This is a genomic window from Zobellella iuensis (genome assembly GCF_016746085.1).
GTDB lineage: Bacteria > Pseudomonadota > Gammaproteobacteria > Enterobacterales > Aeromonadaceae > Oceanimonas > Oceanimonas iuensis.
Genome location: NZ_JAERTZ010000004.1, coordinates 102,301 through 126,629, shown reverse-complemented (window position 1 = coordinate 126,629; position 24,329 = coordinate 102,301). Strand labels below are relative to the sequence as shown.

27 protein-coding genes are annotated in these 24,329 nt (G+C 61.9%); 16 read left to right on the top strand and 11 right to left on the bottom strand.

From position 1 onward, the window contains the following. The first annotated feature begins 163 nt into the window (after positions 1 to 163). The 5 genes from JKV55_RS02370 (at position 164) to JKV55_RS02345 (ending at position 4,013) form a co-directional block, all read left to right on the top strand. Positions 164 to 712 carry a DUF1415 domain-containing protein gene (locus tag JKV55_RS02370; RefSeq protein WP_202082139.1) on the top strand — a complete coding sequence of 183 codons (549 nt, stop codon included), beginning with the start codon at positions 164 to 166 and terminating at the stop codon, positions 710 to 712. A 92-nt stretch (positions 713 to 804) separates the two neighbouring features. Further along, complete coding sequence (locus JKV55_RS19860) at positions 805 to 1,407, top strand: DUF1294 domain-containing protein (RefSeq protein WP_237332615.1); 603 nt, start codon at positions 805 to 807, stop codon at positions 1,405 to 1,407. 9 nt (positions 1,408 to 1,416) lie between these two features. Continuing rightward, positions 1,417 to 1,833: a VOC family protein gene (locus tag JKV55_RS02355; RefSeq protein WP_202082138.1), complete on the top strand. Its 417-nt coding sequence runs from the start codon at positions 1,417 to 1,419 to the stop codon at positions 1,831 to 1,833. Positions 1,834 to 1,980: 147 nt separating this feature from the next. Beyond that, positions 1,981 to 3,303, top strand: coding sequence for a ferredoxin reductase family protein (locus JKV55_RS02350; RefSeq protein ID WP_202082137.1), 1,323 nt, complete (start codon positions 1,981 to 1,983; stop codon positions 3,301 to 3,303). Between the two features lie 248 nt (positions 3,304 to 3,551). Beyond that, a complete protein-coding gene (locus tag JKV55_RS02345) occupies positions 3,552 to 4,013 on the top strand; it encodes a c-type cytochrome (RefSeq protein ID WP_202082136.1) in 462 nt (153 codons plus the stop codon). A 35-nt stretch (positions 4,014 to 4,048) separates the two neighbouring features. Here JKV55_RS02345 and JKV55_RS02340 read toward each other — a convergent pair whose 3' ends face one another. The 3 genes from JKV55_RS02340 to JKV55_RS02330 all read right to left on the bottom strand — a co-directional run bounded on the left by JKV55_RS02340 (position 4,049) and on the right by JKV55_RS02330 (position 6,006). After that, positions 4,049 to 4,729, bottom strand: a complete 681-nt coding sequence (locus JKV55_RS02340; protein WP_202082135.1) for a cytochrome b/b6 domain-containing protein — start codon at positions 4,727 to 4,729, stop codon at positions 4,049 to 4,051. A 179-nt stretch (positions 4,730 to 4,908) separates the two neighbouring features. Then, a complete protein-coding gene (locus tag JKV55_RS02335) occupies positions 4,909 to 5,574 on the bottom strand; it encodes a hypothetical protein (protein WP_202082134.1) in 666 nt (221 codons plus the stop codon). A 138-nt stretch (positions 5,575 to 5,712) separates the two neighbouring features. Continuing rightward, entirely contained in the window at positions 5,713 to 6,006 is a 294-nt protein-coding gene (locus JKV55_RS02330) for a DUF3634 family protein (protein ID WP_202082133.1), read from the bottom strand. Between the two features lie 73 nt (positions 6,007 to 6,079). Between JKV55_RS02330 and JKV55_RS02325 the strand changes: the two genes are divergently transcribed. Together JKV55_RS02325 and JKV55_RS02320 are read left to right on the top strand one after the other, a co-directional pair. After that, complete coding sequence (locus JKV55_RS02325; RefSeq protein ID WP_202082132.1) at positions 6,080 to 7,201, top strand: endonuclease/exonuclease/phosphatase family protein; 1,122 nt, start codon at positions 6,080 to 6,082, stop codon at positions 7,199 to 7,201. A gap of 392 nt (positions 7,202 to 7,593) precedes the next feature. Continuing rightward, on the top strand, positions 7,594 to 8,088 hold the full coding sequence (locus JKV55_RS02320; RefSeq protein WP_202082212.1) for a hypothetical protein: 495 nt from the start codon (positions 7,594 to 7,596) through the stop codon (positions 8,086 to 8,088). Positions 8,089 to 8,161: 73 nt separating this feature from the next. Here JKV55_RS02320 and ftsZ read toward each other — a convergent pair whose 3' ends face one another. Together ftsZ and JKV55_RS02310 are read right to left on the bottom strand one after the other, a co-directional pair. Next, positions 8,162 to 9,241 (bottom strand): cell division protein FtsZ, encoded by a 1,080-nt coding sequence (gene ftsZ / locus JKV55_RS02315; protein WP_202082131.1) that lies wholly within the window; start codon positions 9,239 to 9,241, stop codon positions 8,162 to 8,164. A 66-nt stretch (positions 9,242 to 9,307) separates the two neighbouring features. Next, positions 9,308 to 10,267, bottom strand: coding sequence for a helix-turn-helix transcriptional regulator (locus JKV55_RS02310; RefSeq protein WP_202082130.1), 960 nt, complete (start codon positions 10,265 to 10,267; stop codon positions 9,308 to 9,310). A gap of 200 nt (positions 10,268 to 10,467) precedes the next feature. On the opposite strand from JKV55_RS02310, the gene JKV55_RS02305 reads away from it, so the two are divergent. Further along, positions 10,468 to 12,000, top strand: coding sequence for a M14 family zinc carboxypeptidase (locus JKV55_RS02305; RefSeq protein WP_202082129.1), 1,533 nt, complete (start codon positions 10,468 to 10,470; stop codon positions 11,998 to 12,000). 124 nt (positions 12,001 to 12,124) lie between these two features. On the opposite strand, the gene JKV55_RS02300 is transcribed toward JKV55_RS02305, so the two are convergent. Then, positions 12,125 to 12,514, bottom strand: coding sequence for a SirB2 family protein (locus JKV55_RS02300; protein ID WP_202082128.1), 390 nt, complete (start codon positions 12,512 to 12,514; stop codon positions 12,125 to 12,127). Between the two features lie 158 nt (positions 12,515 to 12,672). Between JKV55_RS02300 and JKV55_RS02295 the strand changes: the two genes are divergently transcribed. Further along, complete coding sequence (locus JKV55_RS02295; protein ID WP_202082127.1) at positions 12,673 to 13,098, top strand: DUF411 domain-containing protein; 426 nt, start codon at positions 12,673 to 12,675, stop codon at positions 13,096 to 13,098. On the opposite strand, the gene JKV55_RS02290 is transcribed toward JKV55_RS02295, so the two are convergent. Further along, complete coding sequence (locus JKV55_RS02290; protein WP_202082126.1) at positions 13,079 to 13,435, bottom strand: DUF2500 domain-containing protein; 357 nt, start codon at positions 13,433 to 13,435, stop codon at positions 13,079 to 13,081. The two genes, JKV55_RS02295 and JKV55_RS02290, sit on opposite strands and share 20 nt — an antisense overlap. 97 nt (positions 13,436 to 13,532) lie before the next feature. Between JKV55_RS02290 and JKV55_RS02285 the strand changes: the two genes are divergently transcribed. The 4 genes from JKV55_RS02285 (at position 13,533) to JKV55_RS02270 (ending at position 18,155) form a co-directional block, all read left to right on the top strand. Then, on the top strand, positions 13,533 to 15,317 hold the full coding sequence (locus JKV55_RS02285) for an intermembrane phospholipid transport protein YdbH family protein (RefSeq protein WP_202082125.1): 1,785 nt from the start codon (positions 13,533 to 13,535) through the stop codon (positions 15,315 to 15,317). Further along, complete coding sequence (locus JKV55_RS02280) at positions 15,318 to 15,500, top strand: YnbE family lipoprotein (protein ID WP_202082124.1); 183 nt, start codon at positions 15,318 to 15,320, stop codon at positions 15,498 to 15,500. It begins immediately after the preceding gene. 10 nt (positions 15,501 to 15,510) lie between these two features. Next, positions 15,511 to 15,825, top strand: coding sequence for a YdbL family probable chaperone protein (locus JKV55_RS02275; protein ID WP_237332614.1), 315 nt, complete (start codon positions 15,511 to 15,513; stop codon positions 15,823 to 15,825). Positions 15,826 to 16,004: 179 nt separating this feature from the next. Further along, complete coding sequence (locus JKV55_RS02270) at positions 16,005 to 18,155, top strand: S9 family peptidase (RefSeq protein WP_237332625.1); 2,151 nt, start codon at positions 16,005 to 16,007, stop codon at positions 18,153 to 18,155. Between the two features lie 31 nt (positions 18,156 to 18,186). Here JKV55_RS02270 and JKV55_RS02265 read toward each other — a convergent pair whose 3' ends face one another. From JKV55_RS02265 to JKV55_RS02255, 3 genes are all read right to left on the bottom strand, one after another. Beyond that, on the bottom strand, positions 18,187 to 18,297 hold the full coding sequence (locus JKV55_RS02265) for a DUF1820 family protein (protein ID WP_202082122.1): 111 nt from the start codon (positions 18,295 to 18,297) through the stop codon (positions 18,187 to 18,189). A 39-nt stretch (positions 18,298 to 18,336) separates the two neighbouring features. Beyond that, the gene (locus tag JKV55_RS02260) at positions 18,337 to 19,686 is read right to left on the bottom strand and encodes a sodium-dependent transporter (RefSeq protein WP_202082121.1); all 1,350 of its coding nucleotides are present in this window, start codon (positions 19,684 to 19,686) and stop codon (positions 18,337 to 18,339) included. 178 nt (positions 19,687 to 19,864) lie between these two features. After that, positions 19,865 to 20,983 carry an acyl-CoA desaturase gene (locus JKV55_RS02255; RefSeq protein WP_202082120.1) on the bottom strand — a complete coding sequence of 373 codons (1,119 nt, stop codon included), beginning with the start codon at positions 20,981 to 20,983 and terminating at the stop codon, positions 19,865 to 19,867. 144 nt (positions 20,984 to 21,127) lie between these two features. Between JKV55_RS02255 and fabR the strand changes: the two genes are divergently transcribed. The 3 genes from fabR to JKV55_RS02240 all read left to right on the top strand — a co-directional run bounded on the left by fabR (position 21,128) and on the right by JKV55_RS02240 (position 23,223). Beyond that, positions 21,128 to 21,739 (top strand): HTH-type transcriptional repressor FabR, encoded by a 612-nt coding sequence (gene fabR / locus JKV55_RS02250; protein ID WP_202082119.1) that lies wholly within the window; start codon positions 21,128 to 21,130, stop codon positions 21,737 to 21,739. Between the two features lie 23 nt (positions 21,740 to 21,762). Next, complete coding sequence (locus JKV55_RS02245) at positions 21,763 to 22,128, top strand: YijD family membrane protein (RefSeq protein WP_202082118.1); 366 nt, start codon at positions 21,763 to 21,765, stop codon at positions 22,126 to 22,128. Positions 22,129 to 22,407: 279 nt separating this feature from the next. Beyond that, positions 22,408 to 23,223, top strand: coding sequence for a hypothetical protein (locus JKV55_RS02240; RefSeq protein WP_202082117.1), 816 nt, complete (start codon positions 22,408 to 22,410; stop codon positions 23,221 to 23,223). A gap of 188 nt (positions 23,224 to 23,411) precedes the next feature. On the opposite strand, the gene JKV55_RS02235 is transcribed toward JKV55_RS02240, so the two are convergent. Continuing rightward, entirely contained in the window at positions 23,412 to 24,326 is a 915-nt protein-coding gene (locus tag JKV55_RS02235) for a nucleotidyl transferase AbiEii/AbiGii toxin family protein (protein ID WP_202082116.1), read from the bottom strand. Positions 24,327 to 24,329 lie beyond the last annotated feature (3 nt).

Below are 24,329 nucleotides of genomic sequence, written 5' to 3'. Positions count from 1 at the left end.
CCGGGCTGCCTATACTCTAGCAACCCGTCCGCACAGGGAGCCCGGTTCCTTCAGCGACGGCAAGGCGTACCTGCACCGCCGTTGATGGTGGCGCGGGGCCGGATTTTGGCGGCAGCGGTGTACCGTTGCCCGGCTTTTATCAACAGAGCAAGAGAGAGTGTCAATGACAGAACAGCAGCAACCCATCGCCCATACCGAAAACTGGGTCAGGCAGGTGATCATGAAATACAACCTCTGCCCCTTTGCCCGCCAGGAAGTCGAGCGCGGCAGCATCCGTTATGTGATGACTGACGATCCGCAGCCGGCGGCGGTACTGGAGACGCTGATGGCCGAATTCCATGTGCTGGACGAACAGCCGGAGGTGGAAACCACGCTGCTGATTATTCCGCGGGGTTTTGAGGGCTTTTACCCCTACCTGGATCTGGTGGACCTGGCGGACGCCCTGCTGTGCGAACAGGGCTACGAGGGATGTTATCAACTGGCCAGTTTTCATCCCGATTATTGCTTTGAAGGCGAACCCCAGGATGATGTGGCCAACTACACCAACCGTTCGCCCTATCCCACCCTGCACATTATTCGCGAAGCCAGCATGGAGCAGGCCCTGGACCAGTACGACCAGCCCGAGTCCATTCCTGAGCGCAATATCGAGTTTGCCCGTCGCCGGGGCAGGGACTTTTTTGTACAGCTGTTGGCCCAATGCGTTAAGCCTTAACCTTTTTCGTTTGGGATGAGAGGGGTTATGACTTGGTGGCAGTCAGCCGGCCAGCATGGTGCGGCAATGGGTTACACGCGGGGATATCCTTGATGGGCAAGCGTTACCGGGGACACATCACCCAGTGGAAACATGAACAGGGTTTTGGCTTTATCACCCCCGAAGGCGGTGGTGAGCCGCTGTTCGTGCATATCAAAGCCTTCGCGGCGGGCAAGTGCCGGCCCGCCGACCGGCAGGCGGTCAGTTACGAACTGGGCCGGGATGCGCGGGGGCGACGGCAGGCTCAGCAGGTGTTGTTGCAGGGGCAGTCTGCACCCGCGGGCCCCTTGTATCCGCTGTTTCTCCTGTTTTTCATCACCCTGCTGGCGGCCCTGGCCTGGCTGGGGGCGCTGGACTGGTGGGTAGTGGCGCTGTATCCGGGCGTGAGCCTGTTCACCTACTGGATGTACGGGCTGGACAAACAGGCGGCCCGGCAGAACCTGTGGCGCACCCGGGAAAGCACCCTGCATCTGCTGGCGCTGGCTGGCGGCTGGCCCGGTGCCCTGGTGGCCCAGCGGAGGCTCAGGCACAAGTCGCGGAAAGCCTCCTTTCAACTGGTGTTCTGGTTGTCGGTGGTCGCCAATGTCGGCGTGCTGGCCTGGCTGTTGTTCGACCCCGGATGGGGCTGGCTGGATCGCCTGTCCGGACTTTATTGAGGAGGAATGATGCAACCAAGGATCAGTATGATCACCCTGGGCGTGCGTGACCTGGCCCGCGCCGTGGCTTTTTACCGGGCGCTCGGCCTGCCGCAGCTGGACTCGCCGCCCAGCGTGGCCTTTTTCAATCTGAACGGCAGCTGGCTGGGGTTGTTCGGCCGCGAGGCCCTGGCCGAGGACGCGGGCGTGCCCGCCGAGGGCCATGGCTTCGCCGGTTTCAGCCTGGCCCACAATGTCGCTTCGCCGGCGGCGGTGGATGCGCTGCTGGCCGAGGCGGTGGCCGCCGGCGCCACCCTGGTCAAGCCCGGGCAGGCGGTGTTCTGGGGCGGCTATTCCGGCTATTTCGCCGATCCGGACGGTTACTTGTGGGAGGTGGCGCACAACCCCTTTATGTGGGTGGGGCCGCCGGATACGCAAGATACCTGAAGCCCAAATGGCGGCGCGGGTTCTGTTTGGGTCTTGATTGTCCGGTGCCGGCGTCGCGGGCAGGAGCGGCCGGATCCGGCTTCATCTGTCGCCGTGGCGGCGCCTATAGTTAGGAGGAATGGGAGCAAGCGCCGAGGCTGGGGGAGCATGGGACTGAACCGACTGAAGCTGATACTGGGCGGCCTGGTGCTGTTGCTCGGCCTGGCCTGGCTGCTCAGCCTGCCGGCCGGGGCGCTGGCGGCCCTGTTCTGGCCATTGCGGCGACTGCTGCTCGAGTTTACCGGCATCCTGGCCATCGGCCTGTTGTCGGTCACCGTCATGCTGGCCGCCCGGCCGCTGCAGCTGGAAGCCTGGCTGGGCGGGCTGGACAAGTACTACCGCCTGCACCGCTGGCTGGGGCTGGCCGGTGTGGCGGCCGGGGCGCTGCACTGGCTGCTGCGGGTGGTGCCGCCGGCACTGGTGGAGCTGCAACTGCTGATAGGGCCGCACCAGGGGGGCAGGAGCCGTCCGCTGGAAGGGACCCCGCCGGACTGGCACCGGTTGGCCGCCGAGGCGGGCCCCTGGGCCTTTACCCTGCTGCTGCTGCTGGTCGGGCTGGCGCTGTGGCGGCGTTTTCCCTATCGCTATTTTTTCAGGGTCCACCGGCTGATGGCGGCGGTCTATCTGCTGCTGGTGTTCCATTCGGTGCTGCTGTTGTCGCCTTCCTTCTGGGCCAAGCCGGTGGGTTGGCTGCTGGCGCCCCTGTTGCTGGGCGGCAGCCTGGCGGCGGCCTTGTCGCTGTTCCATCGCATCGGCCATGGCCGCAAGGCGGTAGGCCGGATCCTCGCCCTCGAATACCACCATGACGGTCAGGTACTGGATCTCAGTGTCGAGCTCAGCACCGCCTGGCCCGGCCACCGGGCCGGTCAGTTCGCCTTTGTGGCCTTTGCAGACGGGCCGGGGCCCCATCCCTTTGTCCTTACCTCGGGCTGGCAGGATGACGGCCTGCTGCATTTCAGTATCAAGGGCCTGGGGGACTACAGCCGCCGTTTGCCCCGCACCCTGGCGACCGGCCAGGAAGTGAACCTGGAGGGGCCCTATGGCCGTTTCACCTTTGCCGGCCGGCGGCGCCAGTTGTGGGTGGCCGCCGGCATCGGCGTGACCCCCTTTATCGCCCGGCTGGAGGAGCTGGCCCGGGTGGGGCAGGAAGAGGACACCGACTTTATCTATGCCACCGCCACGCCCGCCGACAGCTTTATCGGCCATGTCCGCAGCCTGGCCGAGCGGGCCGGGGTGCGGCTTCATCTGGTGATCACCGAGGTGGAGGAGCCGCTGACCATGGCACGGCTGGCCACCCTGGTTCCGGACTGGGCCGAGCGCGAGCTCTGGTTTTGCGGCCCGCGCGAGTTCGGCGACCCGCTGCGCCAGGAGCTGCAGGGGCGGGGCTTCGCCGGCGCCCGTTTTCACCAGGAACTGTTCGACATGCGCTGAGCCCGGGCCTGCGCACCGTTCTTCCGCCGGCCTCCCGTGGCAGGGCGCAGGATGGCGCCTGAATATTCCGTTCGATGACACAAGATGACATAAATGGGAGCCATTCCGGTGCTATGGTGTGGGCGGGATCCGGGTCATGGATACCTCCCAAGAGGTGGATTTGAATGTATCCCTGTAATATCGTAAAACGCTAATAAAAAGATGGGTGCGATATGCCCGTGACAATAACCACTCTCAGGAGCATCGCAATGTTGAAGAAAACGTTGATTATCGCCGCCGCCGCCGGTCTGTTCGCCACCACGGTTGCGGCCCAGACCAATCTGTTCAAACCCGAGGACGGCGTTAAGTACCGGCAGTCTATCTATAGAGTCATGGGCGCCCAGACGAAAGTGATGGGCGCTATGGTGAAGGGAGAGATCGACTTCGATGCCGAGGCGCTGCACCAGCGTGCCCTGAACTTGGGCAATGTGTCCGGCCTGCTGGGCGAGACCTATTTCCCCGAAACCCGGGGGGCGCGTGGCAGTAACCTGTTGCCCAAGGCCTGGAACGATATGGATGGCTTCAGGGCCAAGGGCCAGAACTTCGGCACCGCCCTGCAGGAGCTGATCGAAGTATCCGGCCAGCCCGGCTTCGACTCTGCCAAGGCCCGGCCCGTGGTGGCCAAGGTGATGCAGAGCTGCAAAAGTTGCCACGACGAGTATCGCAAGTAAGCACCAAAAAGGAGCCTAAAGGCTCCTTTTTTTGATTAGAGGCCGTTGAAGATCAGCCATACCAGGCCATAGGCCAGGGCCACCGCCGGCACGAACCGGAGCCAGGGGAAGACCTGGGGATGGGGCTTCTGCAGGTCGGCCACCTGGCTCGCGTCCGGCGCCTTGTGGCCGGTGATCATGGCCTTGACCAGGCCCTCTCCCCGCAGTTTGTACAGCCCTATGGCCAGCACATGCAGCCCCACCAGGATCAGCAGCCCCTCGTAGAACCAGGACTTGTGCCACTGGGTCATCCAGCCCGAGGTGGCGCGGGATACGCTGTCGTACAGGGGGCCGTTGTAGAAGATGTCATCGGTGGTGAACAGGCCGGTGGTGGCCTGGAACAGCAAGGTGCCCAGCAGCACCAGCACCATGATGCCGCCCAGGGGGTTATGGCCGAGGTACACCGGTTTCTGCGGGCTGAACGACGCGCGCAGGTAGGCGAACACCTGCCCCGGGTGATAGAGGAAATGGCTGAAGCGGGCATAGGGGGTGCCGATAAAGCCCCAGATAATGCGATACAGCAACAGCCCCAGCATCAGTTGGGCAAACAGCATGTGCCGGTCCAGATCCTCGCCGGCGGAGTGCCACAGCAGATACAGCAGAACCGGCAGACTCCAGTGAAAAAAACGGATGGACCAGTCCCAGACCTTGACCTGGGGGTGACGTGGTGTGCTCATTGGGCAGGCTCTCCTGTGATGCTTGGCGGCTGCGAACATGATCATCTTACAGCAAGTTGTTGTTGTTTAAGGTAATGTGCCGGCTTGTTCATCGGCGGCGAAGCTAACCGGAACTGCAAGGGTCCCAAAATAAAACATCCCGGTAAAGACCGGGATGCGAAGGGCGGAGCGGGCGCCCGTTATTGCGCTTGGCGTTGCCGCTGGCGCAGCTCGACCATGGCCTGGCTCAACCCCTGGCGGTATTGGGTGCGCGTCAGGGCGTCTATCTCCCCCCACTTGTCTCGGGGGGCAAAATTCACCTTGGTTTCGGTCATTACGTCCTGACCCTGCAGGGCTATCCAGCGGGGATCGTAGTTGCGGCTTTGCTGGCTGTCCCATTCCAGTACCTGCGCCACTATGGCTTCCAGCCGATCCGGATTATTCAACGCATGGGGGATGATGTTGGTGCCGAAGCGCTGGTTAAGCTGGGTGACGGCGCTATGGGTGCTATTGTCGCCGGACTTGTTGGCATCGCTGCGTGCCCGCAGCTGGGCGGCATAAAACCAGAAGGTGCCCTGATCATGATAATCGTTGTCGAACATGATGGCGGAGATCAGATACAGCACCGGTGGGGCGTAGTCGTTGGGGCTTTGCAGTATTTCGTTGATGGTGTCGGCATTGCCGCCGGTAATGGCGTCCATCGCCTGCTGGGAGCGGCTGACATTGATCTGGGTAAATTCGCCCTTGGGCACGACTTCCTGCGACGGGTTGTTGCTGGTGGATTGCGGCGTTTGGGCTTGTTCGGTGCTTTGCTGGCCGGCACAGGCGGCCAGCAGGCCACAGAGCAGCAGGGGGTACAATTTCATGGGGTTGCCTCATGATGAACGATATGTCCCAGCAAAGCGGGAAATGGCGTTCAGGTCAAGGGGGCATGGGGAATTTCCGCCGGGGCGACGCCCGGAAGAGGGCGTTGGCATCCGTTTAGGGTCATGTTTTGACCTGTGCTACAGCTGATGCTGCCAAAACAGGCGGATATCCTGGCGGTAGGAGGCGGGGATGCTGCGGGAACAGCTGAGTACCACAGCACTGCCTTTTTTCACGCCCCGGATGGTTCCCTTGAGGGTGCGGGCGTCCTGCACCAGTTGCTGGCAATGGCGCAGCAGTGCCTGAGGCGGGCGGCCGCGTTTTACATTAAGATGGATGCCTTCGATGGTGATGCAAAAGCTTTCCTGCCGGCGGCGCAGCAGGTACAGCAGGCCGAACAGCGCCACCGAGGTGATGACCAAAATGCTAAACATTGTTTTCCTCCCTGAAAAACAGCTGTTAAAGCCAAGATGATGACAGTTTGAGCGATAAAGGCAAGTAGCCCCTATGACTCCTTCCGCAAAAATACGCATTGCCAGCTTCAATGTGGCCCTGGATCGCCGCCAGCCCGGGCAGCTGGCGGCCGAAATCGCCGGGGAGGGCAGTACCCAGCTGCGTAATATCGCCCTTATCCTGCAACGGCTCAGGCCGGATGTGGTGTTGCTGAACGAATTCGACCATGAGGGTGAAGGCCGGGACGACGGCCACCTGCGGTTGTTCTGCGAGCGCTACCTGGCCGCGGGTGAACATGGCATTGATTACCCCTACTCTTACCTGGTGCCCACCAACACCGGCCTGCTGGCACCGGTGTCCCTGAGCGGGGACGGCGAGCCCCGCCTGCCCGAGGACGGCCTGGGCTTTGGCACCTTTCACGGCCAGTACGGGTTCGCGCTGCTGTCCCGTTATCCGCTGCTGGTGGAGCAGGCGCGCAGCTTTCGCCGTTTCCTGTGGCGAGACATGCCCCATGCCCGGCTGCCCCGGACCGAGGCCGGGCCCTACTATTCCCCGGAGGTGCTCGAGGTGTTGCCGTTGTCGTCCAAGAATCATCTCGACCTGCCGGTACGGCTGCCCCATGGCCGGGTGCTGCACCTGCTGGCCTGCCATCCGGCACCGCCCATCGACGAAGGCCCCGAGCGACGCAACAGCTGCCGAAACCACGACGAGCTGCGGCTGTGGCACGACTACATCCGCCCGGGGTACGGGGACTATCTGGTCGACGATGCCGGCCGGCGCGGTGGCCTGCCCGGCGGGGCCGATTTCGTGATCCTGGGGGATCTGAACGCCGATCCCCAGGACGGCGACGGCTTTCGTGGCGGCATTCAGGCGCTGCTGGCCGATCCTGCGCTGAACCGCCGCGTGGCCCTGGGGCGGCTGCGGCCCGGCTCCCGGGGCGGCTTTGCCCTGAAAGGCATGGGAGAGCGCCGGGGCTCGCCCCGCTACTGGACCCACAGCCAGGGGCTGAGGCTCGACTATGTGCTGCCGGGCCGCAGGTTGCGGGCCCTGGCCAGCGGGGTTTACTGGCTGGCGCCGACGCATCCGCAGGCGAACCTGTTCTGGAATACGGGGGGCTGGCCGGAGCGTGGCGCCAGTTCGGATCATCGCCTGGTATGGGTGGATCTGGCAGTGTGAGAGGGCTCACGCTTTCATGGCCGGGGGTAGCAATAACGCGAGCGATATCAAACATTGAATAATCAATGCTGGGTTTTTGGCACTTTTGGCGATTTAATGTTGCCCGAGACCCTAGATTGCTTTCGAAGTTCAGTTATCCGGGTTGGTGACCCGGATAATCAACTGGTATTCTTCATTGCGGGCAAGCCTTATCGGCTTGCCCTTTTTCTTGCCTGACATTCTCCCGACTGCCGGCCCGTCAGTCCGGTTGCCCGGACCCAGGCCCGATTGCGCAAAAGGTTGCGGCCGGACAGGAGAGGGGCGTGAGTCATCTTTGCTGACAGGGTTCGTCGTAACGGCGATAATGTGCGCCGGTTGGCCGATGGCCAGGTGAATGGATGAGAGAAAACAAGATGAAAAAGATAGTGGCGGGCGCCATGGCGCTGTTGGTGGTGGGGTGTGCCAGTGACGACAAGGGGGGAGAGCAGTACCGTTATTATCCCCCGGTGGCCAAGGCCACCAATAAAACCCAGGAGATGGCGATCCCGGGGGATCTGGTATGGGCCCGTGCCGAGAAGTGGTTTCGCGATCAGGGTCTGAACATTGATAACAGCCAGCGCGGTGCCGGTCTGATGACCGCCAGCGTCGAGAGTTCGGCCGATGGTCTGGCGTGGCTGGATTGCGGCACCATGGGCTCCAGAGTGGTGCTGGGCAACCCCAACCTGCAGATCAACCTGATCATCACCCAGAGCGGAAACCACAGCGTGGCCACCGCCAACGTCAAGGGCTACACCGAGTTGTTTTTTGTCGAATCCTCGGGTGAGCGTATTCCGGCGCCTTCCATCAAGCCGGTCTGTGTCTCCCGCGGCAGCCTGGAGCAGAGCCTGTTTGCCACCCTGGGCAACTGAGCCGTATGCCCTGCCAGCATGACCAAACCCCGTTGCCTGCAACGGGGTTTTGTTTTGTGCGTATTGCTCTTTTTTACTGCTGCCGCTGGCGCAGGAAGGCGGGGATGTCCAGGCCCTGGGGGCTGGATTCGAGCGAAGGCTGTGCCGGCCGCTCCTGGGTTGGGGATGGGGCTATGGTCTCCTTGGGCGGCTGGATACCGGTGGCGATCATGGTGACCTGGATGCTGTCGGTGAGGTTGGGATCCAGGCTGATGCCGGACACTACGGTGGCGTCTGTGCCGACGCATTCCGCCACCCGGTCGCCGATCTTCTGGAAGTCGTCCAGGCCGATGTCCATCGAGGCCACTACATTGAGCAGCACGCCCCGGGCCCGCTCCAGCTCCACTTTTTCCAGCAGCGGGTTGTTCAGGGCCTGCAGGGTGGCCTCTTCCACCTTGTTTTCGCCTCTGCCCAGGCCGATGCCCATGACGGCCTTGCCCTGCTGGCGCATGATGGTGCGCACGTCGGCAAAGTCGATATTGATAAGGCCGGTCTGACCGATGATGTCCGCCAGCCCCTTGACCGCATTCTGGATCACCTTGCTGCTTTCGCTGAAGGCGGCCAGCAGCGGGGTGCGGGCACCCAGCACCTTGAGCAGGTAGTCGTTGGGCAGCACCAGCAGGGCGTCGGTCTGTTCGGCCAGCGCCTCTAGCCCTTGATCCGCCGCCCGGGCGCGTTTCTTGCCTTCAAAACCGAAGGGGCGGGTGACGATGGCCACCGTCATGATGCCCAGCTCGCGGGCCACCTGGGCGACCACCGGGGCGGCGCCGGTACCGGTGCCGCCGCCCATGCCGGCGGTAATAAAGCAGAGATCGGCCCCTTTCAGCTGGTTGCGGATATCCGCCAGGCTCTCTTCGGCGGCGCGGCGGCCCACTTCGGCCTCGGCTCCGGCGCCCAGGCCGCGGGTCAGGAGCTTGCCCAGCTGCAGGGTCTCGACCCGGCTTTGTTGCAGGGCCTTGGCATCGGTATTCATGGCGACGATGTTGACATGCTGGGGCAGGGCCGCTTCGGCCAGCAGGTTGACGGTATTACCGCCGCAGCCGCCCACGCCGATCACGCGGATATGAATGGCATCGCAATCCGGTTCGGCCGGTTCAAAAAGGAGATCGCTCATCCGGTACTCCGTGGAAAAACAAAAGGGCTGAACCAGTCAGCCCCCGGGGTCAAGATTCGTGCTGAATCAGCGGCTTTTCAGCGATTCCGGCGCCAGCACTTCGACTTTGCCCGCCATATCGGTCAGCCAGCGGCGAAATTCGGGTGAATCTTTCACGTCGGTTTCCACCATCATGCTCTGCTTGTCGTAGCGGGTCAACCTGGGGTTGTTGCCCGGAATGCTGTCTTCCAGTATGGCCCGGTTCGGGTTGGTGATCCGGCCCACGAAATGGATGGTCTCCGCCTCTTCCTGGTAGCCTTTTTCACGGATCAGCTTGTTGACGCTGAATTCCCTCGGCTGGGTAACAGGACGACTGGTCAGCTCCACTTCTTTAATGTGCTCGAAGGGAATGCCGTAAATTTTGGGATCCATGTCCGATACGGTGCACAGCAGCATGGGACCTTCCTTGCGGCTGACGATGCCGAGCGGATTGACCTGCTCGTAGCGCAGCCAGACGGTGCGGCCCTTGATCACCCGCTTGATCTCGGCGCTGAACTTGCGGCCGCGCCACAGGGCGTCGCGAATGGTGGTGGCGCGCCGCATCTCCGGACTGCCCGGGAACGGCTTGGGCAGTTGCACCACGTTTTCCATCCAGCGGCTGGCCAGCTCGCTCTGGCTGTCTTTTATGACCTGGGTGGCCTTGTCGATAATGGGGTTCAGCTCGCTCAGTACGCTGGCCGGCAGCAGATCGGCGGCCTGGTCGTTCCAGGTTTTCAGCGCCATGGCCAGGCTGAGTGGCATAAAGTTGGCGAAATCGTTCAAACCATTGCGTTCGAAGCACCAGCCATGGGGCTTGCTGCGATCATCGGAAGTGAGATCAAACAGGCCCATGCCGGACATCTCTTCCAGATCCCGCTGTACCGTACGCAGGCTGACTTGAATTCCTTCTTCTTCCAGTTTTTCTTGCAGCTGGCGAGCGGTCAGCTTGTATGGACGATAAGGAACACAGCGCGCCAGGGTCAATTGTCTCAGCAGTTTCTTACTCATGGTTATGCCCTCTTGCTTGGGATGATTCTATCCTAGGCGCAAGCTGTGACAAGTTCTGTCGCTACTTTTTGGCGGCCGACTGTCGCCATTTTTCTACAACCCGGGATCTTCGGTCTGATCCTGACGCTAAATTACAGTTGCCTTTTTTTCGTCCATATGAGTATAAGTGTTTGAAATAAAACCACCTTAGCCGGAGAACCATGAAGATTTTATTGAGTCTGCTGCTGCTGTGCAGCAGCCTGGCGTGGGCCCAGCCCGTGCCGCCGACCCCCTTTGAAAACGGAAAATTTCTGACCCTGCCCAGCAGTCGCGACATCAGCCATTACCTGGCGGAGCTGGATGAACGCTCGCCCAAGGCCCGTTTGGTGTCGCTCGGCACCTCGGCCGGCGGCCGGCCGATAGAGGCGCTGCTGATGTCCGAGTCGCCCGCCTTCCTGCGGGAGTTCGCCGCCGAGGCGGACAAGCCGACGGTGATGATCTTCGGCTCCCAGCACGGCAACGAGCCTTCCAGCGCCGAGGCGGTCCAGCAGTTGGCACGGGAGCTGATCGCCGGTGAGCACCCGGCACTGTTGAGCCGGCTCAACCTGGTGCTGGTGGCCATGGCCAACCCGGACGGACGGGATCTTTCCACCCGGCACAACGCCAATGACGACAACACCAATATCGATTATGTGGCGCTGAAGGCCGGGGAGACCCGCTTGCTGGTGGAGGCGCTGCATACCTTCGATCCGGACGTGGTGTACGACGCCCACGAGTCCGGCATCTGGAAGCGGGTGCTGACCCGGGAGCAGGGCTGGATGACCGATGTGGAGGCCCAGTTCGACATGGGCAACAACCCCAATATCGACGGACCGCTGCGCGACTACACCGAGCACCGGCTGCTGCCGGCCCTGATCGAGCGGGTGTCGGACGCGGGCCTGGCGGCGGTGCGTTACCGGGGCGAGATCACCGACATCAACCAGGCGGTGGCCCGCGGCGGCCTGGGCATCACCAACCTGCGCAACTATGCCGCCATGCAGGGACGGATCTCCATTCTGGTGGAAAACCGGCTGGATAATAAGGACGGCACTTACCCCACGCCGCGCAATATCGCCGAGCGGGTGCGCAAGCAGCACCTGGGCATAGTCACCATGCTGGAGCTGGTGGCGGACGAGAGCGAACAGCTGGTGAGCCTGTCGCGCCGGGCCCGGCAGCAGTGGCAGTCCGGCACCGAGGACGGCCGCACCCTGTGGATGGGGGTGAGCTTCGACGTGAACCGGGACGAGCCCGAGGTGAGCCTGCCGCTGGTGCGCTTCGCCGACGGCCACAAGCAGCAGCACCGCTTCCGCAATCACGATGCCATCGTCACCCGGGAGCCGGTCCGGCTGGCCGACGCCTATGTGGTAACCCGGGAGCGGGAGCGCATGGCGGACTGGCTGGGCCGGCACCATATCACTTTCGAGACGGTCGGCGCCCCGCGGGAGCTGATGGCGGAACGGCTGGTGATCGAGCAGTTGCTGCCCCAGCCCAAGGCCAGACCCGGAGTGCGGGAAAAAGTGCAGGCCAGGGTCAGGATCGAAGAGGTGAAGGTCACCCTGCAACCGGGGGATTTGCTGGTGCCCATGAGCCAGCCGCTGGCGCCCCTGGCCGCGCTGATGCTGGATCCGCGCTCCGCTAACGCCCTTTACCAGGAAGGCGAGTGGAGCTGGCTGCAACCGGGCGAGTTTCCGGTGTTTCCGGTGCGGTTGCCCTGAGCCGGTGATGGTCATCTCCGCGAAGGCGGAGATCCATGACATATTGCACCGGACTCCCGCCTTCGCGGGAGTGACAACAGCGTAATCCGAAGGTGTATCGGTAGTCTGAGTAGCGGCCTCAGTGCTACAGAGCCAGCCAGGACAGCGGGGACTTGCTGACGGCGGCGCCGTAGATATAGGCGAAGATGGCGATGGCCGCCAGGGCGGCGCCCAGCCGTTGGCCTTGGGTCTTGCCGCGTTTGATGGCGATGGTGCCGACGATAATATAGAGCACCAGGCCGATCACCTTGGCGGTGAGCCAGGGGCTGTTGTCGAAGGGCACCTGCCTGATCTGCACCGCCAGCCAGATGCCCAGCAGCAGCAGCAGGGTGTCGTTGACATGGGGCAGTACCTTCAGCAGCTTGTTGTTGATGCGGGCGGGGGAGGGTACCGCCAGCCAGGCGCGCAGCATGAACAGGGTTATACTGATCAGGGCAAACATCATATGGGCGTGTTTGACGGCCAGATAAGACATAATAACTCCAAAAAAGACAATAAGATGGCGAAATGGTAACAGCATACCGCTTTGCCGCCGTCCTGAATACTGAGGAAGATCAAGGTCGCCGCCGCCCCGGCTGTTAACCTTGAGGCCAGAATCCGGTCTGATCACATTCAATTACCGAGGTAACTGCGATGAAAAAATGGTTTTATGGCTTGGCGGGGGCCCTGTTGGCCGGCCCCGTACTGGCGGCGCCGATGACGGTGTACAAGTCCGAGTCCTGCGGCTGCTGCCAGCACTGGATCGAGCACATGGAAGACGCCGGTTTCGAGATAGCGGTGGTCAACACCGACAAGATGGCGCCGATCAAGGCCAAGGCGGGGATCAAGTCTAGGCTGGCGTCCTGCCATACCAGTTTTATCGACGGCTATGTGATCGAGGGCCATGTGCCAGCGGCGGACGTGAGGCAACTGCTGGAGCAAAAGCCGGCGGTGCGCGGCCTGACCATACCCGGCATGCCCCAGAGCGCGCCGGGCATGGACATTCCCGGCACCCCCTACGAGGTGCTGAGCTTCGATAAACAGGGCAATACCTCGGTGTTCAGTCGTTATCCAGGATAGTCTCGTCGGGCTCGAAGGCGATAAAGCGGCTGCCCTGGAACACTAGGGTGCCGGTGGCTTCCTGGGTCAGTTGTTCGTAGAGGTGTTCGCTGACCTGGAATTCCCGCTCGTCCCCGCCCGCCAGGGGACGGAAGCGCACATAGTAATCCACCCGGGGCGGCGGCAACTCGGTCTTTTCCTTGCTGGTGCGCCCCATGAACTCCCGGGTGTGCTTGTGGGCCACCGCCACCTTCAGGCTGTGCTGGGGCTGGCCGCTATTATAAAAGTGGGTATAGAGCTGCCGGCCTATCACCAGGGCGGCGATGGCGATAATGCCCCAGAGAACGATTTTATCCATGACATTTACCCCCTGTTGGCTTCAGCTTAATGGTTGTGCAGGGCGACGCAAGCTGATTTGATTAGAGTAACGATTGAATCCGGTAAAGGCGATGGGGATGCGACAACTGGTAGGCTGCTGTTTGCTGTTGATGTCCGGCGCCCTGTCGGCGCAATGGCTGCCCGAGTGGTTGAGCGCCCAGGCCACCCTGGCCCGGGCCCAGGTGCCGGCCTGCCCGCGCGAGCAGGCCGAGGGGCTGTCGCTGGTGCTGGACCAGGGGCAATTGCAGGGCCGGTTGGCGCGGCTCAGCCTGGATCTGACCTGCTCCCGCAGCGGTGCCAGCGGCGCCGAAGGCGAGAGCGATGCCCTCTCCCTGCTGCTCACCCTGCCACCCATCGATTTCCGGGTCGAGGAACTCACCCTCTACCTGCCCAGGGGGGTGGCGACCGGTGCGGCCGAATTGCGGCACCGGCAGCAGCACCTGGATATCCTGTGGCAGACCGCGTCCGGTGACGTCAGGCTGGCCCTGTTGCCGGAGCAGCAGGGGTGGCGCTGGCAGGGGGAGCTTCCCGGCGGCGTGCTGGCCCCGGAATTCGGTCACAGCCTGACCTTGAGCGGCGGCTGGCAACCCGGACAGGAACTGACGCTGTCCGCCGGAGGCGCATTGCCGGCACCCTTGTCGGGCCATTGGCAACTGCGGCTGGCCGCCATCGAAGGCGACGCGGGCTGGCAACTGCAACCCGGCTCCCGGTTGCAGATCCCGCGGCTGGGCTGGCAGGCGCTGGAGCTCGGCACCCTGGAGCTGGCTCCGGTCGGGATCCAGCATCTGGACGGCCCCTGGCAGGCCCGCTTGAGCTGGCAGCAGGGGCGCTGGGGGGAACAGGCATTGCCCGAGGCCGGCCTCATTGTGGAGACCTCGGACGAGGACGAGCGCCGGGGCAGCCTGACGCTGGAGCTGGGCCCGGCGCTGCGGCTGCGGGGGAACTGGCACTACGACCAGGGGCTGGCGCTGAGGGTGCCGGAGCAGTCCTTGCCCTTCGCCGGGCTCTGGCAATGGCTGTCCGGCTGGTTGGCGTTGCCGGTGGGAGTGGAACCCGCAGCCGGCAACCTGGTCTTATCGTTAGCAGCGCCGGATCTGCTGGATGAAACCCGGCCGGTTACCCTCGGGCTGGCACTGCGGGAAGGGCAACTGAGTTATCGGGACATGCAGGCCGAGCAGGTGGCGGCCCGGCTCGGCCTGCAATGGCGCCGGGGGGCCTTGCAAACGGTCGGCAGCAATGGCCTGACGGTGGCGCTGCTGGATATTGGCGTGCCCATCACCGACCTCAGTGGCGCCGTGCAACTGCGGCGAGGCGTGCCCTGGCTGTCCGGACTGACGGCCCGGGCGCTCGGTGGCCAGCTGGCGCTGTCGCCCATGGCACTGACGGCCGCACCCAGCGGGGAGATGCATTTCAGTGATATCTCGTTGGAGCAAATCCTCGGCTACACCGCCGTCAGCGGCCTTACCGGCAATGGCCGGCTCCACGGCCGGCTGCCTTTTTCCTTCGAGCGAGGCTTCAGTGTGACCGGCGGCCGGGCCCATAGCGAGAACGGTTGGATTTCCTACCAGGCCGGCGAGGATCTGCTGGCCTCGGGGGCGAGCAACCTGACCCTGGGGCTGACCCTCGGCCTGCTCAGCGATTTGCGTTACGACAGGCTGGAAGCGGAGATTTCCATGGCGCCCGACGGCGAGGCGGTGATCGAAAGCCGGCTGCAGGGACAGGCGCCGGTGATGGGGCGGATGCACCCGGTGAACTTCAATTATCACCATGAGGAAAACCTGTTACAGTTGCTGGCAAGCTTGCGTTTTGCCCGTGATCTCAGTGAACGGTTGCCGGTACGCTTACAGGGGGAGAACCAGTAAATGATAAAACCTGCAGCAGTGATCAGCCTGCTATTGCTGACCGCCTGCACACCCCGGGTGGAGGTGGTGGTGCCGGACAAGCCCATTACCGTCAACCTTAACGTGAAGGTGGACCACGAAATCCGGATCCGGATAGACCGGGAGCTGGAAGAATTGTTTGAACAAGAGAAAGACCTGTTCTAAGGGGGTTGATATGCGGTGGTTGGCTTTTATGTTGGCGGCAACCCTGAGCTGGTCGGTATGGGCCCTGGACCTGCAGCAGGCCAAGCAACAGGGGTTGATCGGCGAGCAACAGAACGGCTTGGTGGGGGCGGTGCAGAGCAATGCCCAGGTCAATGCCATAGTGAACGATATTAATCGCAAGCGGCTGGAAAATTACCAGGACATCGCCCGGCGCACCGGCACCAGCCTGACCGTGGTGCAGAGCCGGGCCGGGCAGTTGAACATAGAACGGACCCCGAACGGTCAGTATGTACAATTGGCCGACGGCAGTTGGCGACGTAAGTAGTTACTTTCCTCCCAAGGGCCGGGTAATCCGGCTCCATTCGGGCTTTTGTGCTGCGTTTCCTCGCAGTTTTCATCAAATCTCTTGGTCAGCTTCATCTTTCCTGGTTAATATTTGTGCACTTTTTGTGCAGGAAGAAGATGAAGGAGCAGCGTGTGCGCAATAGGGTTAGACTTTGCTTGATGTTAGCATGGGTGGCTTGTGCCAAACCCTATGCCAAAGGTACTGATTTGGAAATAAAACCGCCGGTTGCCAAAAAAATCCCTCATATCCTGCTCAACCACGACGACGTCCGGGTGGACAACTACCACTGGTTGCGGGACGACGAGCGGGAAGACCCCGAAGTCTTGTCCTACCTGGAGCAGGAAAACCGCTACAGTGAACAGGTGCTGACCCCGCTGAACGAACTGCAGGAAAGCCTGTTCCAGGAAATGGTGGCCCGCATCCGCCAGGACGACAACAGCGTGCCCTACCTGAAGAAAGGTTACTGGTATCAGACCCGTTACCAGCAGGGCCAGGAGTACGCCATTGTCGAGCGCTACCCCGACGGCCAGCCCGAGCGGGTGGAGGTGCTGCTGGACGGCAATGAGCGGGCCGGGGAGCACAGCTACTATGGCATGGGACAGCTGGCGGTCAGCCCGGATCAGCAGACCCTGGCCTTTGCCGAAGACTTCGTGTCCCGCCGCCAGTATCAGATCCGCTTCAAGTCACTGCAAACCGGCGAATTCTACGAGGAAGTGCTGGAGCACACCTCCGGCAACCTGGTGTGGGCCAACGACGGCAAGACCCTGTTTTATGTGAAGCAGGATGAAAGCACCCTGCTGCCCTACCAGGTGTATCGCCATACCCTGGGCACCGACCAGAGCGAAGACGTGCTGGTGTACGAAGAGCGCGACAACAGCTTCTATACCAGCATCTACAAGAGCCGTTCCGAGGATTACATCGTGATCGGCGCCTGGAACACCGATTCCAGCGAAATCAGCCTGGTGCCGGCGGACGCGCCGGAGGCCCCGGCCCGGGTGTTCCTGCCCCGGGAACACGGCCATGAATACGACCTCGAGCATTACCAGGGCCAGTTCTACATCCGCTCCAACAAGGACGGCGCCAACTTCGGTCTCTACCTGGCCCAGGAGGCGTCGGCCGGCGACCAGTGGCAGCCACTGATCCCGGCCCGGGCCGAGGTGCTGCTCGAGGGCTTTGCCCTGTTCCGCGACTGGCTGGTGCTGGAAGAGCGCCGCGAGGGGCTGGTGCACCTGCGCCAGATCCACCGCCAGGACGGGCGCGAGCATGAAATTCGCTTCGACGATCCCGCCTATGTGACCTGGCTGGGCGCCAACGCCGAGGCCGAGACCCCCTGGCTGCGCTACGGCTATTCCTCCATGACCCGGCCGGTGACCACCTATGAAGTGAACATGGATACCCTGGAGCGGCGCGAACTGAAGCAGCAGTACGTGGGCGAGCAGTTCAATGCCGACGATTACCGCAGCGAGCGGCTGTGGGTGACCGCACGAGATGGAGTAAAGGTGCCGGTATCTCTGGTGTACCGGGCCGACCAGTTCAAGCGTGATGGCAGCAATCCGCTGCTGGTGTATGCCTATGGCTCCTACGGTGCCAGCATGGATCCGGATTTCAGCAGCTCCCGCCTGAGCCTGCTCGACCGGGGCTTCGTCTACGCCATCGCCCATGTGCGCGGCGGCGAAGAGCTGGGCCGCGACTGGTATGAGCAGGGCCGATTGCTCAGCAAGGAAAACACCTTCAATGATTTTATCGATGTGACCCGTGATCTGGTGATGCAGGGCTATGGCGACAAGGGCCGGGTGTTCGCCTCCGGCGGCAGCGCCGGCGGCCTGCTGGTGGGCGCCGTGGTCAACATGGAGCCGGATCTGTTCAAGGGGGTGGTGGCCGCCGTGCCCTTCGTGGACGTGGTGACCACCATGCTGGACGAATCCATACCGCTGACCACAGGTGAATACGGCGAGTGGGGCAACCCGACGGAGCCCGACTATTACCACTACATGAAGTCCTACAGCCCCTATGATCAGGTCAAGCCCCAGGCCTATCCCCATATGCTGGTGACCACCGGCCTGCACGATTCCCAGGTGCAGTACTGGGAGCCGGCCAAGTGGGTGGCCAAACTCAGGGAGATGAAGGTAGACGACAACCTGCTGCTGCTGCACTGCGATATGGACACCGGCCACGGCGGCAAGTCCGGGCGGTTTGAGTCCTACCGCGAGCTGGCCCGGGAATATGCCTTCCTGCTGGCGCTGGCCGGGGAGGGAACGGGGCCCAGCCTGGCGGCCGGCCTGAGCGGCGCAGGCGAAGTGACCCAGTAAAAACAAGGGCCGCGATGCGGCCCTTGTGCTGTCAGTTGCCCGGTTTGGGTGTGTAGATGGGGGTGGCTTCCCGCACATAGATTTCGTAGTGTTTACCCGCATTGACGAATTGCACGCGGTACAACAGCTCGGCAGATTTCATCTGACCATCCACTCCGGATAGGGTTGTCCACCGGCGGCGTCAGCCGCCCACCGACTGGATGATGACCACCAGCACCAGAACCGGGCACACCAGGCGCACGTACCAGGGCCAGATCTTCCAGAACAGCCCTTGTTCCAGGTCGGGGTTACCCGACTTCAGCTCGGCCAGCACCTGGTTGCGTTGCCATACCCAACCTGCATAAAGGGTAATACACAGGCTGACCAGGGGCTGGGCATACTGGGTGGTGAGGGTAATTACCAGTCCAAACAGGCTGCCAAAGTTAAACACTATCACCGCACTAATCAAGGTACAGAGGCCGGTCATCAGCCAGGTGGCCTTGATCCGGGACAGGCCGGTGGACTCCATGGCCAGGGAGACCGGCGCCTCCAGCATGGAGATGGCGGAGGTCAGCGCCGCCACTATCATCAGCACGAAGAAGGCAAAAGCCACCGGGTACTGGGCCTGGCCCATGGTTTCGAACAGCGCCGGCAGCACCGAGAACACCAGGGTGTCGGAGCTGAGCAGGCTGCCGTCTTCGGCGAAGATGGCCACGCCGTTGTGTTGGGCCACATACATGGCGGGCAGGATCAGCAAGCCGGCCAGGAAGGCGACGCTGGTGTCCAGCAGGGTGACCTGGGCCGCCAGGGCCGGAATGCTGGCCTGGCGGCTCAGGTAGGAGCCGTACAGCATCATCACCGCCGCGCCCAGCGAGAGCGAGAAAAAGCTCTGGCCCAGGGCGCCGATCAGCACCTCACCATGCCATACCCGGGAAAAGTCCGGCACCAGGTAGGCCTGGAGTCCGGCGCCGGCGCCCGGTTGCAGCAGCATATAGCCGGTCAGCAGTACCAGCATCACCAGCAGCAGCGGCATCAGCCGGCGCGACCACTTCTCGATGCCCTTTTCCAGGCCGCGGCTGACCACGCAGAGGCTGAGCAGCGCGAACAGCAGGGTGAACACCAGGTTGCGGGAGGTGGAAAAACCGGTCAGCCAGTCCGCCGACGCCTTGGCGCCCGTCAGCCTGGCCAGGGGCTCCAGGGCATAGGCGACGAACCAGCCGGAAACGATGGCATAGAAGGTGAAGATCAGGCTGACGGTCACCACCGCCGCCAGCCCCACCAGGCCGGCGATGAATTTACCCGCCGGGGTGCCGGTGAGCTGCTGCAGGGCGCGGAAGGGGCTGGCCTGGCCATGGCGGCCTATGGTGATTTCCGCCACCAGCATGGGATAGCCGAGCAGGAAGATAAACAGCAGGTAGACCAGCAGGAAGGCCCCGCCGCCGTTGCTGGCTGCCTGGGTGGGGAAGCCCCAGATATTGCCCACGCCGATGGCCGAGCCGGCGGCGGCCATTACGAATCCCAGCTTGCTGCTGAACTGTGCCCTTGCTTCCACGTCTTGCTGCTCCTGTCGACTGTAAAGCTAACCATACAGTCGTCGTTGGTTAAAAATGGCGGAGACTATGGTGTTTTGCAGAGTTTTTGTCAAAAGAGATTTGGCTGGGGCAGGGAATGAACGTGGAATGACCATTTTTTTCAGCAAGAAATAAGGCGGGGAGATCCCGCCTTATGCTTTAGGCAAACTGGGTGGTCAGCTTCAGCCAGTTGCGCCGTTGGGTGGTGAAGGCGGCCTTCAGTTCGTCGCAGCTGAGTTTGAGCCGCAGTTCTTCGTACTTGCAGCGAGCGGCCTTTTTCTTCAGTTCCAGTAAGGTCTTACGGGCCTGATAGTAATCCTTGAGCTGGTGCAGCAAACGTTCGTATTCGCTGTGCAGCAGGGCCAGCCACTGCTCGGTATCGGCATCCTGTTGCCGGCGCAGTATCTTCTGGCGGGTGATTTCCAGCCGGCGTTCCAGCTTCGCCTGCTCTATTTTTTCCTGGGGGCAGGTACGCAACCGGGTGGCCAGCCCCAGCCAGCCCAGGGTCCGGATCAGCCACTTGGTGGGATCGTAATGCCACCAGTTGATGCCGTTACGGTAGTCGTATTCGAACAGGTGGTGGAAGTTGTGATAGCCCTCGCCGAAGGTCAGCACCGCCAGAATGTCGTTGTCCCGCGCCGTGTTCTTGCTGGTGTAGGGCTGGCGGCCCCAGTAATGGGCGAGGGAGTTGATAAAGAAGGTGACGTGGTGGCCGAGGAAGAGGCGCAGCACGCCGGCCATCAGCAGCATGCCCCAGAGATCCCCGTGCCAGAGGCCGAGTAATACCGGCAGGCCGATGTTCATGGCCAGGGTGAGCGACAGATAATGCTGGTGCTGGAACTGTAGTATGGCATTGCGCTTGAGGTCGGGAACATTGCTGTCGTCCTCCGGGTGATACTCCCTCAACATCCAGCCCATATGGGAAAACCACAGTCCGCGCTGGGCGGAGTAGGGATCCTTGTCCAGGTCGTCCACATGGCGGTGATGGCGACGATGGTCGGCGCACCAGCGGAAGGCGGAGTTTTGCAGGGAGAGCGCGCCCCCCAGGGCGAACAGCCACTGCAGCAGGGGATGGGCCTCGTAGGCCTTATGGGCCCACAGCCGGTGGTAGCCGGCGGTGATCGACAGGCAGCTGTAACTGAACAGCGCCAGCATGGCCAGCCACTGCCAGCCGTCATAGCCCTGGGTCAGGCCATACCAGGGCACCAGCACCATGGCTGCCAGACCGCTGCTGGCAAAGAGGATGGCGTTGGTCCATATCAGGGGAGGTTTACGCATCTTGGTATCCATTGAGCGAACATCTGTACACTATTTTCATATTTAAAGCGGGATAGCGTCAATCATAAATTGACCAATCAGGGCTGACCGGGTTCACACAAAAAGGTATGATCCGGTCATTAAATAGTTGGACCCTGGTGTGCCGTGGGCATTCGCGCTGAACAAAAAGAAAAAACCCGGCGTTCTTTGATCGAGGCGGCGTTCCGCCAGTTAAGCGCCGAGCGCAGTTTTTCCAGCCTGAGCCTGCGCGAGGTGGCGCGGGAAGCGGGGTTGGCACCGACCTCCTTCTACCGTCACTTCAAGGATATGGAGGAGCTGGGGCTGACGCTGGTGGATGAAGGCGGCCTGACCCTGCGGCAACTGATGCGCCAGGCCCGCCAGCGAATCGCGGACGGCGGCAGCGTGATCCAGATATCGGTAAAGACCTTTATGGAATTTATCGATAGCAGCCCGGATGTGTTCCGGTTACTGTTGCGGGAGCGCTCCGGTACTTCGGCGGCCTTCCGCCAGGCGGTCGCGCGGGAGATCCAGCATTTTACCGCCGAGCTGACCGACTACCTTGAGGAGCGGCAGCGCACCAGCCGCAGCTATGCCGAGGCCCAGGCCCAGGCGATGGTGACCATCGTCTTCAGTGCCGGGGCCGAGGCGCTGGACATGAACGACGACGAGCGGGAGGCGCTGGCCGAACGCATGATCCTGCAACTGCGCATTATTGCCAAAGGCGCGGATGCATATAACAAGGCAAAGAGGCTCTAGGCCCTACATTAGGAAGGATAACCATGTCAGGAAGTAAGCAAATTCGCCGTAAACCCATCTTGTTGGCTCTGCTGGTCGGCATCTGTGGCAACGCCACGCTGGCCACCCTGAGTGTCAGCCAGCTGGCGTTTTCCATTTTCCCCATAGTCTCGCTGGTGCTGGCAGCCCACCTGCTGTACCAGGAATACCTGAGCGTGCCGATGGAAGGGGATACCCCGCTGTGCACCTTGCTGGGTTTCCTGATCGGGGTGTTCGGCTACTCCGCTTTTCTGCGCACCCAGTTCCCGGAAATGGGTTCCAACTACCTGTCGGTAATGATTTCCCTGGTGCTGGTGATCTGGCTGGCCCTGAAAATGGGCGTGGCGGCACGGCCCAACGCCGAGAAGTAATGGCTTGCCACTACTGCCCGCGAGCCCGCCGTTATGGCGGGCTTTTTATTGCAACGTCGGCTGAACTCTTCAATGCCATGTAACCCCTTGCCCTGATTGGACTTACTCTGTTTCCTGCATCGCCCGTTGGCTTATCGCTGTCTGCGGCCTATCAGCAGGACATGGGCCTTCACGGGGGCTCCTGTGATGATTGGTGGCGTTAAAAACCGGGTTATTCTAGCATGTCGGGCCCGGGAGCCGACCCTGAATGTCGGCCATGTTCTCATCGTTCCAAGGATCTTGCCGTGCCGACTCAAAGCGAACAGGCTGACCGCCGGCCACGAGTTCGAGATCACCGGGGATGTCAGCACGCTTTATCTTTGTGAGCGGTATTACGGTACCCTGCGTTACCTCCAGTGGGAGGTGCTGCAGGGACGCTACCTGCGCTGCCTGCTGCTGGAATACGCCGCCACCCTGGGGCTGGTCGATCTGGTACTGGCACCGCCTCAGCAGCCGGAGCCCGACTACGACTATATGTGGGGTGCCGATGACGTATGCTGCCTGAGCCGTTACGACGGCCTGCTGTATCTGCGGCTGACCGCCCTGGGCGCCTTTTGCCTGGGGCTGACCGGGGATTACCAGGATGTGGCGGCCCGCCGGCCAACCCCGCTCGCCCTTCACAAGGGGGGCCGGCTGGTGTTCAGCCTGCCGCCGGCCGAGGCCGAACTGTTGCTGATCGAGGCCCATGCAGCGCAGCATGGCGCCGATGGTTGGCGTTTATGCCGGGAAAAAATGCTCACCCTGCTGGAAAACGGCGGCAGCCTGGCGCCATTGCGGGCGTTTATGGCCGAACGCGATCCACAGCCGTTCCTGCCCGACGACGTTGAGCGCTTGCTGGATGAGTGCGAGGCCAATGCGCGGGCGGTGACGCCGGCGGGCAGGGTGTTGCTGCTGCACTGCCGGGATGCGGCCACCGCCGCCGCCATCGCCGCTCATCCGCAGACCGCCGGTCTGTGCCAGGCGGCGGGCGACCATCGCCTGCTGGTTGAACCCGAGCGGGAAGCGGCTTTCCGCCAGGCCCTGCACCGGGCCGGCTTTGGCATGGCGGCCACCTGACGCAGCCGGGCCGCATAAAAACGGGTGGTAGGCTATTCGCCCACCGTCCTTTGCTCGATTTGTTTGATACGTCCGTTCAGATCGGCCACCCTCTCCACTCTCAGGTGTTTGAAGATAAAGGGCATGATGGTCGGATGGTGACTTGGGGAAATTCAATGAGAAACCAAGAGGGCAGAAATAAAAAGATTTTATATCTTCAGGATTTCTTCAAGCCGGAGGTAAGCTTCTGCATGTTTTGCCGGCGTCATCCTAACCAGGTTCTGCAGTTTCCAGCGGACGGCTGGTAACCGGTCAATGCCGGAGAGCCCAAGGAGTGGCCAATAGGGTGTGCGATTTTTGAATGACAGTAAAAATGCCCGCTCCTGGGACGTCAAAGAAGTGTTGATGAGCCTCACCAGTTGCGCCCGTGTTGCTTCCAAGTCAGCCTGGGGAATGTCTTGATCGGCCATATTGCGAAATTCCCCCTCGTAGACACCGGAAATATCTTTAAAGTTTGGCCTGAGCAGCTCGGCAATAGGCCGCGGATGACTGATGATGTACACCAGCAGGGCTTTGCGCAGGTCATCGGTGAGCCCTTCGTTATCGAGTAGCTGCTTGATGTCGAAAAGATCTCGCGGGTGCTGGCGATCCAGCGCCGCGCATATTTTGCCAGCATACAAATCCGCGAAGCTCACCACGGCCATCTCGGCAAAGCCAAACTCTTCTTCAACGGCTTCACTGACCGGTATGATCCTGGGCTCGTAAACCGTGCCACGCAGTACGGGGGAGAGTTCTATTTTGATTTGAACGCCATCCCGCTCCACCAATAGACGCAGGGCATCCGCTTTATCCTGGAAGGAGCGGATAACCCGAGTATTGTCGATGCTGGCCGTGATGGTGGAAGCCAGGGTATCCAGGTTGTTCTTGATGGTCTGCAGGGCTTCATGCCGTTCCATCATGGGCAGGAAAACCAGATCGATATCGACCGAAAGTCGGGGAAAGTCACGAACGAACAAATTGATAGCCGTGCCACCTTTGAGGGCGAAACTGTCGTGCCGGGCAACAAAGGGAATCAGCCGCAGCAACAGCTGGACTTGTCGGTAATAGTGGCTTTGTCTGTCCATGTT